12 protein-coding genes are annotated in these 13,806 nt (G+C 58.6%); 7 read left to right on the forward strand and 5 right to left on the reverse strand.

Annotation, left to right across the window (positions count from 1 at the left end; all coding sequences use genetic code 11):
• Positions 1 to 836 (forward strand): MBL fold metallo-hydrolase (locus LMG28727_RS08725; protein ID WP_201641909.1); only part of this gene is annotated, 836 nt, incomplete at its 5' end.
• Between the two features lie 384 nt (positions 837 to 1,220).
• On the opposite strand, the gene LMG28727_RS08730 is transcribed toward LMG28727_RS08725, so the two are convergent.
• Positions 1,221 to 1,964 carry a hypothetical protein gene (locus LMG28727_RS08730; RefSeq protein ID WP_201641910.1) on the reverse strand — a complete coding sequence of 248 codons (744 nt, stop codon included), beginning with the start codon at positions 1,962 to 1,964 and terminating at the stop codon, positions 1,221 to 1,223.
• 155 nt (positions 1,965 to 2,119) lie between these two features.
• Complete coding sequence (locus LMG28727_RS08735; RefSeq protein ID WP_201641911.1) at positions 2,120 to 3,388, reverse strand: NHL repeat-containing protein; 1,269 nt, start codon at positions 3,386 to 3,388, stop codon at positions 2,120 to 2,122.
• A gap of 503 nt (positions 3,389 to 3,891) precedes the next feature.
• Here LMG28727_RS08735 and LMG28727_RS08740 point away from each other — a divergent pair.
• From LMG28727_RS08740 to LMG28727_RS34100, 3 genes are all read left to right on the forward strand, one after another.
• Positions 3,892 to 4,932 carry a hypothetical protein gene (locus tag LMG28727_RS08740; RefSeq protein WP_201641912.1) on the forward strand — a complete coding sequence of 347 codons (1,041 nt, stop codon included), beginning with the start codon at positions 3,892 to 3,894 and terminating at the stop codon, positions 4,930 to 4,932.
• Entirely contained in the window at positions 4,929 to 5,714 is a 786-nt protein-coding gene (locus tag LMG28727_RS08745; protein ID WP_201641913.1) for a DUF5677 domain-containing protein, read from the forward strand. Before LMG28727_RS08740 ends, LMG28727_RS08745 begins: the two co-directional genes overlap by 4 nt.
• A gap of 360 nt (positions 5,715 to 6,074) precedes the next feature.
• On the forward strand, positions 6,075 to 6,791 hold the full coding sequence (locus LMG28727_RS34100) for a TonB family protein (RefSeq protein ID WP_236591677.1): 717 nt from the start codon (positions 6,075 to 6,077) through the stop codon (positions 6,789 to 6,791).
• 258 nt (positions 6,792 to 7,049) lie between these two features.
• On the opposite strand, the gene LMG28727_RS08755 is transcribed toward LMG28727_RS34100, so the two are convergent.
• The 3 genes from LMG28727_RS08755 to LMG28727_RS08765 all read right to left on the reverse strand — a co-directional run bounded on the left by LMG28727_RS08755 (position 7,050) and on the right by LMG28727_RS08765 (position 10,752).
• Positions 7,050 to 8,348: an MFS transporter gene (locus tag LMG28727_RS08755; RefSeq protein ID WP_201641914.1), complete on the reverse strand. Its 1,299-nt coding sequence runs from the start codon at positions 8,346 to 8,348 to the stop codon at positions 7,050 to 7,052.
• A 71-nt stretch (positions 8,349 to 8,419) separates the two neighbouring features.
• A complete protein-coding gene (locus LMG28727_RS08760; RefSeq protein WP_201641915.1) occupies positions 8,420 to 9,190 on the reverse strand; it encodes an enoyl-CoA hydratase/isomerase family protein in 771 nt (256 codons plus the stop codon).
• Positions 9,191 to 9,243: 53 nt separating this feature from the next.
• On the reverse strand, positions 9,244 to 10,752 hold the full coding sequence (locus tag LMG28727_RS08765; RefSeq protein ID WP_201641916.1) for a CoA-transferase: 1,509 nt from the start codon (positions 10,750 to 10,752) through the stop codon (positions 9,244 to 9,246).
• A 198-nt stretch (positions 10,753 to 10,950) separates the two neighbouring features.
• Here LMG28727_RS08765 and LMG28727_RS08770 point away from each other — a divergent pair, with 198 nt between their 5' ends.
• The 3 genes from LMG28727_RS08770 to LMG28727_RS08780 all read left to right on the forward strand — a co-directional run bounded on the left by LMG28727_RS08770 (position 10,951) and on the right by LMG28727_RS08780 (position 13,776).
• Positions 10,951 to 11,637, forward strand: a complete 687-nt coding sequence (locus LMG28727_RS08770) for a TetR/AcrR family transcriptional regulator (protein ID WP_407945835.1) — start codon at positions 10,951 to 10,953, stop codon at positions 11,635 to 11,637.
• Positions 11,638 to 11,825: 188 nt separating this feature from the next.
• Positions 11,826 to 12,596: a 3-ketoacyl-ACP reductase gene (locus tag LMG28727_RS08775; protein ID WP_201641917.1), complete on the forward strand. Its 771-nt coding sequence runs from the start codon at positions 11,826 to 11,828 to the stop codon at positions 12,594 to 12,596.
• A gap of 16 nt (positions 12,597 to 12,612) precedes the next feature.
• Entirely contained in the window at positions 12,613 to 13,776 is a 1,164-nt protein-coding gene (locus LMG28727_RS08780) for a dihydrodipicolinate synthase family protein (RefSeq protein WP_201641918.1), read from the forward strand.
• Positions 13,777 to 13,806: the final 30 nt, after the last annotated feature.

Consider the following 13,806-nt stretch of genomic DNA (forward strand, 5'->3'; position numbering starts at 1 on the left):
TTACGTTTCCGAGTCAGCGAGTCGGGGATTTCACGATCACCGCGATCAGCGACGGCTACCTCACCGCCAGCCTGGAATTCCTGTCGAATATCGACTCGTCCGAGGCCTCAAAAATGCAAAGTGATGCAGGACAGACGGAGCCTGCCGCCGTGCATATCAACTGCTATGTGGTGCGCGGAGCGGGCCGCACAATTCTCATCGACGGGGGGGCGGGAGGCGTCAAGCAATGGGGCGGCCGCCTGAAGACTAACTTGTCGCTTGCTGGTGTCGAACCATCCGCGATCGACACAATCCTGCTTACGCACGCGCATCCCGATCATGTCGGAGGGCTGGCGGACACAAATGGACAAGTTGCCTTTCCGAATGCGGAGCTCGTTGTTCATCAGCGAGAGGTCGCATTCTGGCAGGACGACGGAAATCTAAGTCGTGCCAGCGAGCGTGCCCGCGGTAACTTCCTGATCGCGCGTCAGGTGTTCGACGGCTATAGCGACAGGCTGCGCACTTTCGATGAGGGCGAAGTGCTTCCCGGTATCAGAGCGATGCCGCTACCGGGACATACTGATGGACACTCCGGATATCTTTTCGAATCCCCTGATCAGGGCCTGCTCGTTTGGGGAGACATTGTTCATTTCCCGCACATCCAGATTGAACGGCCAGACGTATCGATTGCATTCGATCAGGACCCTACTCTCGCAGCCACCACACGATCAGGGCTCCTGGACATGGTCAGTTCGGAGAGACTTTTGATCGCAGGTATGCATTTGGGTGAACTCGGCTTCGCGCGAATCAAGCGAACGAGCGGGAGCTACGGACTGCTTTACGAAACCGAAGCATGAGGTCGCGCACAGAAGCAAACATGTCTGATGCCACGCCGGCACTCTGCACTTGAGCAACTACGATGACGTCAATGCCGCGAGGACGCCGTTGGCGGCTTCGGTCGATGAAGGAACATTTGTCTTGTCAATCGGATGGCCGGTTATGAGGTGAAGCCGACGTATGAACTTCCGACCGACAACGCATGCGAACGGCGGCTCCTGGCCGGCTACCGCCTGGTGCGTCTTACATCGCGCGACTGCTCGCCGTCGCGTCTCGAGCGCTGACCGCGACCCGAAACAGTCATTCTTAATTCGAAAAACTGTCATCACTTCGAGGCATACCCGCTTATGGCTAGTCTGCGCTCCGTCAGTTCATCGGCTAGGCGGCCGTTGGTGTGAGCCGCGTCACGGTCGCAACGCACGGGACAACTGTGCTTGCGCGCTCGTGAACTCGTCTACGGACATTCGCCCCCGGTTAGGAAGCTCGAAGGTCCCCCAGGAAGGCGCGTCCGGCACTACCGCATCGCGAAGTGCCTGAACGAATGGCATGGGGTCCAGCTTCGCCTCTGCTTCCTTTTGCCATGCTTGATCGGCCCGCGCCTCGGCCTCTGGAGACAGCAGCCCGCGAAAATGAACTTCCAGCCGGGAAGGCATCGGCCGCAAACGTTCCGCAAGCCGCAGATGGTCCTCAGTGATCATTGACCGAGTCGCTTCCACATCGTGGAGATGCGACGGCACGTGCCAAGGCAGACAGCTTCGGGTCGGATCAAATACGGCAAAGATCGCCAATTCCGGAGCGCCCAGCAAGTCTTTCAGTCCTGCATGTGCAAGGCTCTCGAACTCCTCGAGATACTCCTCCATCTGAAAACTGGTCGCGTTGCTGTTAAAGCGAGACCCTGGCGCGGCAAACGTGGCGGTTCGATAAGCTGCGCGACCGTCCAGCGAGACCGCACCAAACGCAAAAGTTTCAGCGCGTGGTGGGCTCGCGTCCGGCCGACTCGGAATCCCGTAAGTTAGCGTGGGCCCCGAACCAGCGTAATCGTCATCATCGTACACTCGGAAACCCGCCAGGCCCCGCGAACTGTAGTACGCATCGTTGTTCGGGTTCAACTGGTTGGCACGGTTGTCCCGGTCTGATTTCGAAGACATATTTGCCTCTACTGCGTGTGTAGGAGGAGATCGCGGTCGATCTCCGTGCAAGGCAGCGATCGCCAACAAAGTACCGCAGACCGGATGGGGAAGAGCGCCGTCACCGATAGCGGCAATGACCGGCCTCTCAGCCAGTCATTGCTCAGGTTCTGCGGTTACTCCGGTGCAACTGGCGTAATTTTCCGAACGACGTGGTTACCGCTGTCTGCGACGTACAGGTTACCCTGGCGATCTGCGACAACACAACGCGGTCCCAGAAATCTCGCAGCCGCGCCATTGCCATCGGCAAAACCGCTCACCCCGCCGGCGAGCAGTCCGCCAGCGTTTGGCCGGCCGGTGCTGTACCAGTTAAGGTCATTGGCGCCGCCGTCCACCACGAAAAGCTTTTGCTCTGGGCCGACGGTCAGGCCGGATGGGGCGACGAGGCTCGGGCTCAGGTTGCTACTGAAAAGGCCCACCGTGCCGTCAGCGAACACCGCCGCAATATCGTTCTTCGCTCCCGCTTCAGCAACCAGCGTCTTGCCGTAAAGGTACGCGAGACCGACGGGGTGGTCGAGCTTGCCGGCGGTGACAATGGTCGTAGCCACGCCTTGGGGATCATATTTGACGATCGTCCCGTCGTTGTAGTTGGCGAAATAGACTCCGCCGTAAGGCCACGGAGCCAACGTGCCGGTATTCTGCAGCACCGTCTGCGGACCCACGAATGTCGTCTGGGTGCCTTGCGAATCAAAACTGTAAATCATCCCCGTGGTTGCATCATGCACGAACAGGCTGTCGCTCGAGTCGACGACGACGCTGTCTGGATCCGGGCCGGTGTACACAGTCGTTACCGTGCCGTCACTGGCGACCTTCTGGACCCTGTTGGCACCCGGATCAGCCACAAATACGTTGCCCTGCGAGTCAACCGCAACCGAGGTCGGCGTGTTGAATTGCGCATTCAGCGTGCTTACCTGCGGCGTGGCATCCCCGCAAACGATCGAGATATCCGTCACGTTGGCCGTAGCGGTACCCGATCCATTCGATATGGCGCATTTGGTGAAGCCGATTGGCTGCGTGCTGATCTCGACGTCGTAGGTGTCGCCATCGTGAAGTGTGGTACCAAGCGAGAACGGCCCCGATACGGCGCTGCCGCTGCTGCCGCCCACGCCTAAGGCCTGAGCACCGTTCAGTGACAGGGCTATGGAGAAGTAGCCGTCTACCCCCGTCGCATCAAGAACGCCGCCAATCGTTACCGCGGCTTGCTGACTGGTCGATGTGCCGGTGCCATTGTCGCCGGTCGTCGATTGTTGTCCAGACGAACTTCCCGTTCCGGACTGGCCGCTGCTTTGAGTTTGCGGTCCCTGCGGGCTGTTCGTGTCGTTGCTGCCCCCCCCACATGCTGTAAGCGCTAGTGCCAGCGCCCCCGATAGCGCAATCTTTTTCATAGTTCTGGTTTGGATCTGTAAGTTGTTATGCCGCCCGACGCCCGAAATACCGCCGGGCACGGCCACTCTTCGTGGCGGCACGAAATATTACGTCACGCTTTCCAGAAATTTCAACGGCTTTTTTTATGATGTTTTTGCAGCCGCACTTGCGATCAACTAGCGCCGCGTCCGGTGTTCAAGCCACGTCATCGGGTAGGCTTCCGGCCTACCAGCCGTACCTTGGGGCGCTCCGGTCTCGTGCCTTGGGATAGCGACCGCCGTCTGCACGTCGTGCCGGTCATACCGCAGTGATAGCAAGTCGTCGCATATTCGGATTCCGTTGCGATGTGCATTCTTACACGATGGAATGACTGACGAAACCGAGAACTGAACGACCCACGGCGCTTTACAGCTGGATCGTGTGCAATGTGAGTCGCAATCTCCGCTGGTAGCACTCGCCAGTGCGATTGTCCGCGCGTGCAACTGGTAAGCTCATAGCAATCCATGGGACCAAGGAGACCAACGTGCTAAGTGAAAACGTCCTTGAGGAACTACTGCGTGCTACGCCGATGCGGGAACATCTCGTCCGGGAGGCATGGGCAAGCCTAACGACTGAAAGCCGGCTGCAAATCATTCAGACGATCGCTAACCAGCTGTTCGGTACGATACCGGACTGGCTGGCGATGCTGGCCATCGACGACCATGCACCAATCGTTCGGTACTGGGCCGCGCGCTCCACGTACATTATGAAACCTGCCACTGAAAACGCATCCGACGCATTTAAATTTTTACACGCATCGACTGACGCGGAGCGGCAACTGTACGAGAAAGCAAAGGGTGACTCTTCCGAGTTGGTTCGGATATGTGCGGACCGTGGCGAAACGCTGTCATATAGGACTTTAGCCGGGGAACCGCAATTTCGGCGCTTGGCGTTCTTGCGTTCGTTGTCGACGCCGGACGTCCGTTCCTTCTTCGAGTGGCTTGGCCGGGCGATTGATGAAGGGGTGCCAGACGCTGAACTGACCGAATGTGCAACCGAATTTCTCGCGCTGCCTGAGGTTCTTAGAGCGCTTGAGCGGAACCCTGATGACTTCCCCGACGGTGGCGACGCCTACGCCGCGGGCAAGGCGATTCGTGCGGGATGGGACGTGGTCAAACTGGGCGGTCCTGCACTCCAGCGGCAACTTGCCTTCGTGCTGCCCACCCGCATGGGACTGGTGACGATCGGCATCGACGAACTGGCCGCGATGCCCTCTGAGGTCGTGGCCACACTGCCTTGGCGTACCGATGAGCTCCGGGAGATTAACGAGCTCGTCGCTATGATGCGCGCTCATCCGGAGCGGTTTCCGGACGAGGCGGTGAAGTCGCTGACGAGCGCTGACAACGTCTATCTTCCATCCGGTGACGCGTTGGTGGATGGCCGATCTCGTAACGCAGTCGACCGATCCCGCGCGACACTCGACACACTGATCCGACTGAAGGAAAAAGTCACCGCACTCGCCAGTCAGCTCGAACTGATGCAACAAGAGCTATCTTCCCGCAAAGGAGGGCTCTTTAGCAGATGAGCACTTTCGAACGATATGGCTTTTCGGATACCGGCGCTGCGAACCTCCGCAGCCGGCTACGTGCGGAACATGCAGAGCTCTTCCAGTTTGGCGATCGATGTAAGTGCATCGTGGTCAACGTCACGGCGCTCTTGCCGCTCGCTAGCGCGTCGCGACAGATCGTTGTCTCCCAGTTCTTTGCTCGTGCCGCTTCTCATTTTCAGGCTGGGCTAATGCTTACTGAATGCGGGATGGCGATCGAATCGCTTACTCTGTCGCGGAGCCTGTTTGAGACGTGCTTCGTGATGCTGGCGATCGCGGAAAACGCGGTTATGCCGGACGAACTGCTGAGTCATGACAATGCGATGCGACTCAAGCATGCGAACGCGCTGCTCAACTCGAAGGATTATCCGAACGTCGAGCTTTATCGAGAGACGTTGGATGCGTTCGTTCAACGCGTCTCGGGGTCCAAGGAGATCGGTTTTTACGAATTCGCGCGCCGTGGAAAAGCGTTGGCAACGTACGACGGCCTGTATCGGCATCTGTCCCATCATGCGCTTCACGCCACCGTTTCTGCAGTCGACGACTATCTGGCAAAGGACGCGGACGGCAAGCATTATGTTCACTACCGTCCGTTGGTCGAAAAGACCCCGGCTGCCGTCCTGACCATATGCGCCGGCATACTATTGGCATGTTTCGCCTGCGAGAAAGCTTTGGTCAGCACACCAGACACCTCGGAGACTCTCTCGCGGGCATGGGCCGAATACGAATCACTCTACGAGAAGCATCGCCCGTGGTCGTGACCGCGCTCAACGCAGGCAATACCGGTTTGGTAGCGATTAACCGCTAGCCCAACTTTCGAATAGGGTCTGTGATCGGGAGCACAACGGCCGTTCAAGCGGCGGTGAGCTGCTATCGACGGATGCCCGCAGATGGCCGAACCCGGCCCGACGCTGGGTCGACAAGCGCATCTGCCCTAGACCGGCTTCGTCTGGCAGAAGTCGACCCGGAGCTGTCAACTAGACTTAAGCCATAGGTGGCCGCTCGATAACGACTATCGGACGTTCGTAGGCCGCCCTACGGCCGCTGTGATCGTTCATCGGAGCATCACATTCCTGATATGTTGCGGTAAAGTCAGGCTTGCGTAGGCTATGGCTGAGTGAGTGTCTACGGCAATCCTCATCGACAGGCATTGCAAACTCATCCACATCCGCATTGCAGATATCCACCAAATCAAAATGACTAGTAAGCTTCAAATCGGGTTGACGACGATAATAGCGATAAGCATTGGAAGCGCCCATGCACAACAATCCGTGCGTTACGTGCCGGTCAAAGCCATCCCGTGCCAATATGCCCTACCGCCCAGTGCCCTGCAGAAACTGCCGCCGCAGAGCTTGCGCTCCGCTGTCCGAGTATCGATCAATGCACACGGCAAAGTAGAAGACGCTGTGCTGGAACAGTCATCTGGTGATTTGGCCTTTGACCGTCTCGCGGTACACGAGGCAAGGCAGGCCGTTTGCAAGCCATTTTTAGATGTGGACGGGAATGCTATCCCAGTCGAGACGAACTTCCTGTTCGCCGTCACCTCCGCTGAATTTCGTCCCGATGTGTCATCCGAGACGTTTGCGGCAAAGGTTGAACGTCTTGTTCGAGCTAAGATCTTATGGGACGGAGAGACCGGTCATCTGAGAACGACAATTTCAGTTCGCTGTTCTTCGGATGGCAAATTATTGTCAGCGACGATCGTCCGATCAAGTGGCAATCCAGAATGGGATGCAGTTGCGCTTAGTGCAGTCCAACATTCGGAACCTATGCCGTCCGACTTGGACGGAAAAACGCCGAAAAACTTCAGGATAACGGTTCAGCCCGGATCTGCTTAAGCTTTAACTGCACGGTGACGGGCGGCCATAAATGAGGCTGAGGTTCCGCTTCGGAATCGTCCGGTAGGCTCGCTAACGTTGCGACCATCTTTGGCCCAATGGCAGTTATCAGTCAGATTTCTGCCTTCCGGAACGGCGCGCCGAATGTCCCTTCCTGGCCGGTTACAGTCCGATGCGCCTAGTTGGGGACCAGTGACTTGTGTATTGCCTCCCCAAACCTTGCAAGCGTTCGGGAGGCATTTCTCATAGAAAACAATCTCAACCGTGAACGGTCGGCGCAAGTTGCGCGATATCGACAGGCTTGCTCGACGAGCGGATCACGAGCATCACGACCCATGCGAGAAGATAGGCGCTACCGCAGACAACAAACAGCACGTTGTAGCCTACGTTGATACGACCGAGCATTTTGAAGTGATCAAGCACCTCGCCGACGACCAGCGGGAACAATGTTGCGCCCAACGCACCCGCCAGGCCACCGATACCAACAACCGAACCGACCGCTGCTTTCGGGAACATGTCGGACGCGGTTGTAAAGAGATTTGCCGACCATGCCTGATGTGAAGCCGCTGCCAGACTCAGAAGACCAACCATCGCCCACATGTTTTCGATGAACGGCGAGAACGCGATCGGCATCACCAGGAAGGCGAAGACCAGCATGGTGGTTTGTCGCGCCTTCGTCACCGACCAGCCCCGCTGGATCAGTCTGGACGAGATGAAACCACCGCCGATGCTGCCGATCGAAGTTGCGATATACACGATCACAAGTGGGAGGCCGAGGTTTTTCAGATCGAGGTGGAAGCGCGAGTTGAAATACGACGGGAGCCAGAAAAGCATGAACCACCAGATCGGGTCGGTCAGAAGCTTGCCCGCGAAGAAGGCCCACGTCGGACGCAGCTTTAGCAACGTGAACCAGTTGACCTTGTGCGTCGCAGGAGCGGGAGTCGAATCCTCGCTGATGTAGGCGAGTTCTGCCTGATTGGCCTTTGCATGCTTTGCAGGGACCTGATACATGAAGTACCAGAAACCCAGCCAGATAAAGCCGGTCAGACCCGTGACCACGAACGCGGCTTCCCAGCCATAAGTCGCCGCCAGCCAAGGGACTGTTGCGGGTGCCGCCACGGCACCGATACTGGTGCCCGAAGTCAGAATACCGACCGCGAGAGCCTGCTCCCTGCGCGGGAACCACTCCGACACACTTTTCACCGCGCACGGGAAACTACCGGACTCGGAGACTCCAAGCAGCGCACGCATGACACCAAAGCCCAATGTGCTGCGCACGAGCGCATGACCGCAGGCCGCGATACTCCATACCAGCACGCACACGCCGTATCCGATCTTGACGCCGAACCTGTCGACCATCTTGCCGGACAGAACCATACCGATTGCATAGCAGGCCGTGAACACCATGACGATGTAACTGTATTGCGTCTCGCTCCAGTTGAACGTAACTGCGAGTTCGGGTTTGAGTAGACCCAGCACCTGACGGTCCAGGTAATTAATCGTGGTTGCGAAGAAAAGCAGCGCGCAGATGCGCCACCGAATGGCAGTACGGTCCATGAGCGACTCCTGTCTCCTGATGTGCCTGATCCGCTGACGCGGCTTACATGACTATGTGATGAGTTTGAAATTCAACAGAAAGATGCGTGGCGTTTTTCGCGGAATGCAGCGACGCCTTCGATTGCATCGGGCGACGCCTTACATACCGACGCGGCGAGTTCGTGAGCGTATTCGTGCTGGCCCGTCTCCATCATGCGCACCAGGCGCTTGCCAACCGACAGCGATGTCTTCGATCGCTTGATGAGCGTCTCGCAGACGGTGTCCACACGGCTGCGCAGTTGATCGGGTTCGACGGCTTCATTGATCACGCCCCAGGCGAGTGCCGTTCCGGCGCTGATCGGTTCGCCGAGAAGGATCAACTCGCGTGTGCGCGTTGCGCCGACGAGTTCCGAGAGCCGCGAGCAGCCCATCCATCCGGGGATCGCTCCCACTGACGCCTCGGGGAAACCGACCTTTGTCTGCGTGCTCGCGTAGCGGAAGTCGCACGTCAGCGCGAGTTCGAATCCGCCGCCCAGCGCACTGGCGGACAGAACGGCGATCGTCGGTTTGTCGAGTTCGGCGATCCGGCGAAATACCCGGTTGCCTTCGCGGATGAAGCGGGTGCCCATCTTCTGCGGATCGAGGTCGCTCCACTCGTTGATATCTGCACCGCTGCAAAAGAAACGCGGACTGGCGGTTTCGAACTTCAGCACGCGGATTTCATCGTTGCGCTCGACATCGGCGACGGCACGCTCGATGTCATCCAGCATCTGCAGCGTCAACGCGTTATGACGCGAAACACGGTTCAGCGTAATCGTCGCAATGCTGCCTCTTGCTTCGTAGAGAATGTCAGTGTCAGACATAAAAACCTCTTCTTCCTGAAAATGGTCGAACGTTGAGTAGCGGTAGACGCCCCTTAGTGAGCCGGTGCACTTTCAAGCAAACGCTCGTCGATAAGGGGCGTGAACTCCATACGCGAGAGCACGTCGCGGTACATGTCCACGCCGGTGGCCACTTCGACGAGGCATACGCCGAGTGTGTCCAGACGGAACACCGCACGCTCGGTGATGTACAGGACCTCCTTGCCGTCCAGACGCGCCTGCACGCCACTGAACGTCACGTGTCGCACCTTTTTCACGGCCTTGGGCACCGATCCTGGAGAGAGGATTTTGAGCGCGTCGCTCTTGCGTTCCACACGCAAGCCTTTAGCCTCGAACGCGCCACAGAACACCAACTTTTTCGCGCCTTGCGCGATGTCCATGAATCCGCCCGGACCGACGACCATGGAGCCGAGTTTCGACACGTTGACATTGCCTTCCTCGTCGAATTCGCCCATGCCGAGGAAGGTCACATCGATACCGCCGCCGCTATACCAGTCGAATTGATCGACGCTAGACATGATCGAGTCGGCGTTGCGCGCGGTGCCGAACATCGCGCCATCGAGCATCGCACCGCGATGGATGCCCTGCTCGACGGAACCCCAGTACTCGTTGCCGCGTCCTTGGGACGCCAGAACGGCTGGGATTGCGCCTGGAAAGCCGAAACCAAAATTCACGGATTGGTTGGAACCAAGCTCCTTCGCCGCGCGTTCGGCGACGATGAGGCGCATGCCGTCGGGCATCTCGATGTCAGGCGTTTCGCCGAGCGTTTCGCCGCTCAGCGTTGCGTCGTATTCGCTGATCTGACACTGACGTTGATCCGGCGTCTCGACAGTGAGATCGACCATGACGCCGGGTACGCCGACAAGACGAGCAGGCACGCGGGAACGCGGCCGCGATTTGACCTGCGCGATGACCTTGCCGCCGCTGTTGTGTGCGGCCAGAGCTACGGCGTAAATGTCGAGGTCTGCGGGTTCATGTCGGGTCGAGAGATTGCCGTTGTCGTCCGCAGATGACGCCATGACGATCGAGAAGTCGATCTTTAGGGGCTTGTAGCGCAGAAACTCCTTGCCGCCGATCTCGATCAACTCCACCAGGTTCTCGGTGGTGGCGTCGTTCAATTTGCCGCCACCCAGCCGTGGGTCAACAAAGGTTCGCAGACCGACGCGCGTAATTACGCCCGGCCGACCGGCGCCGATTTCCCTAAACAAGGTTGCGATCACACCGCCTGGAAAGCTGTAGCCCTCGATCTGGCCGCTCTCGGCCAGCCTCTGCATCGCAGGGGACCAGACCCAGTGGCCACCGATTACGCGCCTGACCATTCCTGCGTGAGCGAATCGCCCGAGGCCGCTACCCTGACCGTCGCCGACTCCCAGCGCGTGAATGACCGTCAGATCGCGCGGATGACCCGTTTCGAGAAACCGCGCTTCGATCGCGGCGAGGATGGCGTCTGGCTCAAGCAGCCCGCCGCCTGAGCCGGTGATTGCGATCGTCGCATCGTCAAAGATCGAAGCCGCAACTGCTGCCGCATTGGTCCACTTGTTCACAACGCCTCCCGAATTAACCTGAAATTCAATTTGTAACGAACCGTATCGTTACTTATGATGCATGGTGGCACAGGGAAATGCCATGTTCAAGAGGAGCGACCTGAAATCGGGTTTACGATGACGAGGGCGCAGAAAGCTGGCCGCCATCATTGCAACGCGAAGCCCTTGTCAGTTACCGTTTAACTTTAGATGTTGCCCATGAATATGCAGACAACAGTCGAACCCGGCGAAGAGTCGCGCGCTGCCGACAAGCCCGCGCGTGCCAAGCGATTGCGCGATCCGATCCAGACGCAAGCCAGAATCCTGGCGGCCGCCAAAGCGGAATTCGCAAAGGTTGGCCTGGGCGGCGCTCGCATCGAGACGATCGCCGAGAAGGCCGGCGTCAATAAGCGGATGATCTACGAGTACTTCAAGGGGAAAGAGGAACTATTCCAGACGGTCCTTGAGGAAATGTGGACAGACATCCGAACCGAAGAAAGAGCGCTCGGCCTCGACCATCTTCCACCGGTCGAAGCGATCCGGGCGTATGTGACTTTTACGTGGAACTACTACCTCAAGAACCCCGAGTTCATGTCGCTCGTGAACAGCGAAAATCTGCACCGAGCCCGGCACGTTAAAAAGTCGAGACGGTTCAGCGAGCTGCATCGGGGCTTCGTCGACATGCTGCAGCAGATTGTCGACCGGGGCGTGGCTTCCGGAGACTTCAAGGCGGGCGTCGATACAAGCCAGTTGCATCTGACCATCGCAGCGCTGGGGTATTACTACCTGACGAACCGCTTCACCGGCGAAGTTATCTTCGGCTTCGACTTCGTCTCGAAGGAAGCTCTTCAGAAACGCCTCGACTTCAACCTCGACACGATTTTCAGCCTCCTCCGTCCTCGCTAGTTGCGGCGACGGGCCGCTTCGCAGTTCCTCCACTCGCTTCACTTTCAGAGGGTTTTCCTGTTCGCCAGGGAAAACCCTTTTTTGACATTTTGCTCCTGCGAGTATTAAATAACGAACCATATCGTTACTTATGGATCTCCTCTGATTCCAGGGTGACATTTCAGACAAAGCCACGCAGGAGATGACACATGCAGCAACGCCAGGTCGCGCTGGTCACAGGCGCTCGTCGGGGTATCGGTCGGGCGATTGCGCTCGAGCTTGCCAATGCCGGGTTTGATGTCGCCATTACTGACGTCGAGACATCAGAGGAACTGATCGCGACACGCGGCGACATCGAACGGATTGGTGTGAAGTGCATTGCGCTGACATCGAACCTTGCGGACATTGCACGTCAGGGCGCGCTGTTTGATTCGGTAGAGCAGGCGCTCGGCCCCGTCACCTGCCTGGTCAATAACGCTGGCGTGTCCGTCATGTTGCGCGGTGATCTTCTGGACGTCACGCCCGAAAGTTACGACCGCTGCCTGAACGTCAACACGCGGGGCACGTTCTTCCTGATGCAGGCATTCGGCCGGCGTATTGCCCGCGCTCCGCAGTCGCACGTCAATCGTTCGATCATCACGATCACCTCATCCAATGCCGTCGCGGCGGCGCCCGAACGTAGCGAATACTGCGTGTCGAAGGCCGGGCTGTCGATGGCCACCACCCTGTTCAGTTTGCGGCTGGCTGAACTGGGGGTCAGCGTATTCGAGGTGCAGCCGGGTCTGATCGAAACGGAAATGACTGCGCCATCGAAGGCACGCTACGACACGCTCATCAATAACGGGCTGACCGCCATCAGGCGGTGGGGAACGCCCGATGAAGTCGCGCTCACCGTTCGCACGCTCGCAACGGGTGGCCTGCCGTTCAGCGTGGGACAAGCGATCCGCGTCGATGGCGGTCTGCTTGTTTCTAAATACTGATTTCGAGATTCGAGCCATGCAAATCAAACTCCCCACCCTCGACGGCGCACTCGTCGACTACCGTCTTACCGGCACGCCGCTGCAGCCCGTCAAGCCCGCGGCCCCGTTCAATCGCATCGCCTACTCGGCGGCACACGTGGTCGCCGACCCGCTGCGCAGCGGTGAACTCGGCCAGCCGTGCGCAATCGACTGGGACCGGACCATCGAATATCGCCGTTACCTCCTCGAGCAAGGCTTGGGGATCGCGGAAGCGATGGATACTGCGCAACGCGGCATGGGCCTGTCGTGGGATTCGGCGAAAGAGCTGATCGTCCGTACGCTAAATGAAACGCGCGACATTCCTGGTGCGCTGATCGCTTCTGGCTGCGGCACGGATCATTTGCCGGTCAGCGAAGCGCGTTCGTGCGACGACGTGATCAGAGCCTACCTGACGCAAATCGAGACGGTGCAGCGTGCGGGCGGTCAGATCATCCTGATGGCGAGCCGCGCCCTTGGACAAGTGGCCAGGGATGCGAGCGACTATATTCGCGTCTATCGGGAAGTGCTATCCGCGTGCGACAGGCCGGTCATCCTCCACTGGCTCGGCGATGCATTCGATCCCGAACTGGCCGGATATTGGGGTTATGCCGATTTCGAAAATGCGGCCAGGGTCTGCCTCGAAGTCATCGCCGGGAATGAAGCGAAGGTCGACGGCATCAAGATTTCGCTGCTAGACGATACAAAGGAAATCGCTTTCCGCCGTCGGCTTCCCGAGTCTGTGAAGATGTACACCGGCGACGACTTCAACTATCCGGGTCTGATCGCTGGCGACGCGTTCGGATACTCGCATGCCCTGCTTGGAATCTTCGATGCGATCGCGCCTGCAGCGTCGCAGGCGCTGTCCGCGCTCGCCGCGAACGATCCGGCTCGCTACGATGAACTACTTGCGCCAACGGTGCCGCTGTCACGCCATATCTTCCGGACGCCGACGCAGTATTACAAGACCGGTGTCGTGTTCCTCGCCTACCTGAACGGGTTCCAGCCGCACTTCTTCATGTTGGGAGGACATCACGGCATGAGGCCGCCCGCCTATCTGGCCGAGGTCTTCCGACTGGCCGATCAGGCGAATCTGCTCAAAGAGCCTGAGTTGGCCATGAGTCGTATGCGGGCCGTCATGGCCACACTAGGATGCGCGGAATAGTCGGAGAAGCCGTCTGCGTGGCGGCTTCAT

Origin of the sequence: Paraburkholderia metrosideri (assembly GCF_904848625.1) — a bacterium.
Classification (GTDB): Bacteria; Pseudomonadota; Gammaproteobacteria; order Burkholderiales; family Burkholderiaceae; genus Paraburkholderia; species Paraburkholderia metrosideri.

What these genes read in the sequence shown, in the direction of transcription:
- LMG28727_RS08755 (WP_201641914.1), bottom strand. Translation starts at nt 8,348, where the DNA reads ATGGACCGTACTGCCATTCGGTGGCGCATCTGCGCGCTGCTTTTCTTC.
- LMG28727_RS08730 (WP_201641910.1), bottom strand. Translation starts at nt 1,964, where the DNA reads ATGTCTTCGAAATCAGACCGGGACAACCGTGCCAACCAGTTGAACCCG.
- LMG28727_RS08760 (WP_201641915.1), bottom strand. Translation starts at nt 9,190, where the DNA reads ATGTCTGACACTGACATTCTCTACGAAGCAAGAGGCAGCATTGCGACG.
- LMG28727_RS08735 (WP_201641911.1), bottom strand. Translation starts at nt 3,388, where the DNA reads ATGAAAAAGATTGCGCTATCGGGGGCGCTGGCACTAGCGCTTACAGCA.
- LMG28727_RS08745 (WP_201641913.1), top strand. Translation starts at nt 4,929, where the DNA reads ATGAGCACTTTCGAACGATATGGCTTTTCGGATACCGGCGCTGCGAAC.
- LMG28727_RS08770 (WP_407945835.1), top strand. Translation starts at nt 10,951, where the DNA reads ATGAATATGCAGACAACAGTCGAACCCGGCGAAGAGTCGCGCGCTGCC.
- LMG28727_RS08780 (WP_201641918.1), top strand. Translation starts at nt 12,613, where the DNA reads ATGCAAATCAAACTCCCCACCCTCGACGGCGCACTCGTCGACTACCGT.
- LMG28727_RS08775 (WP_201641917.1), top strand. Translation starts at nt 11,826, where the DNA reads ATGCAGCAACGCCAGGTCGCGCTGGTCACAGGCGCTCGTCGGGGTATC.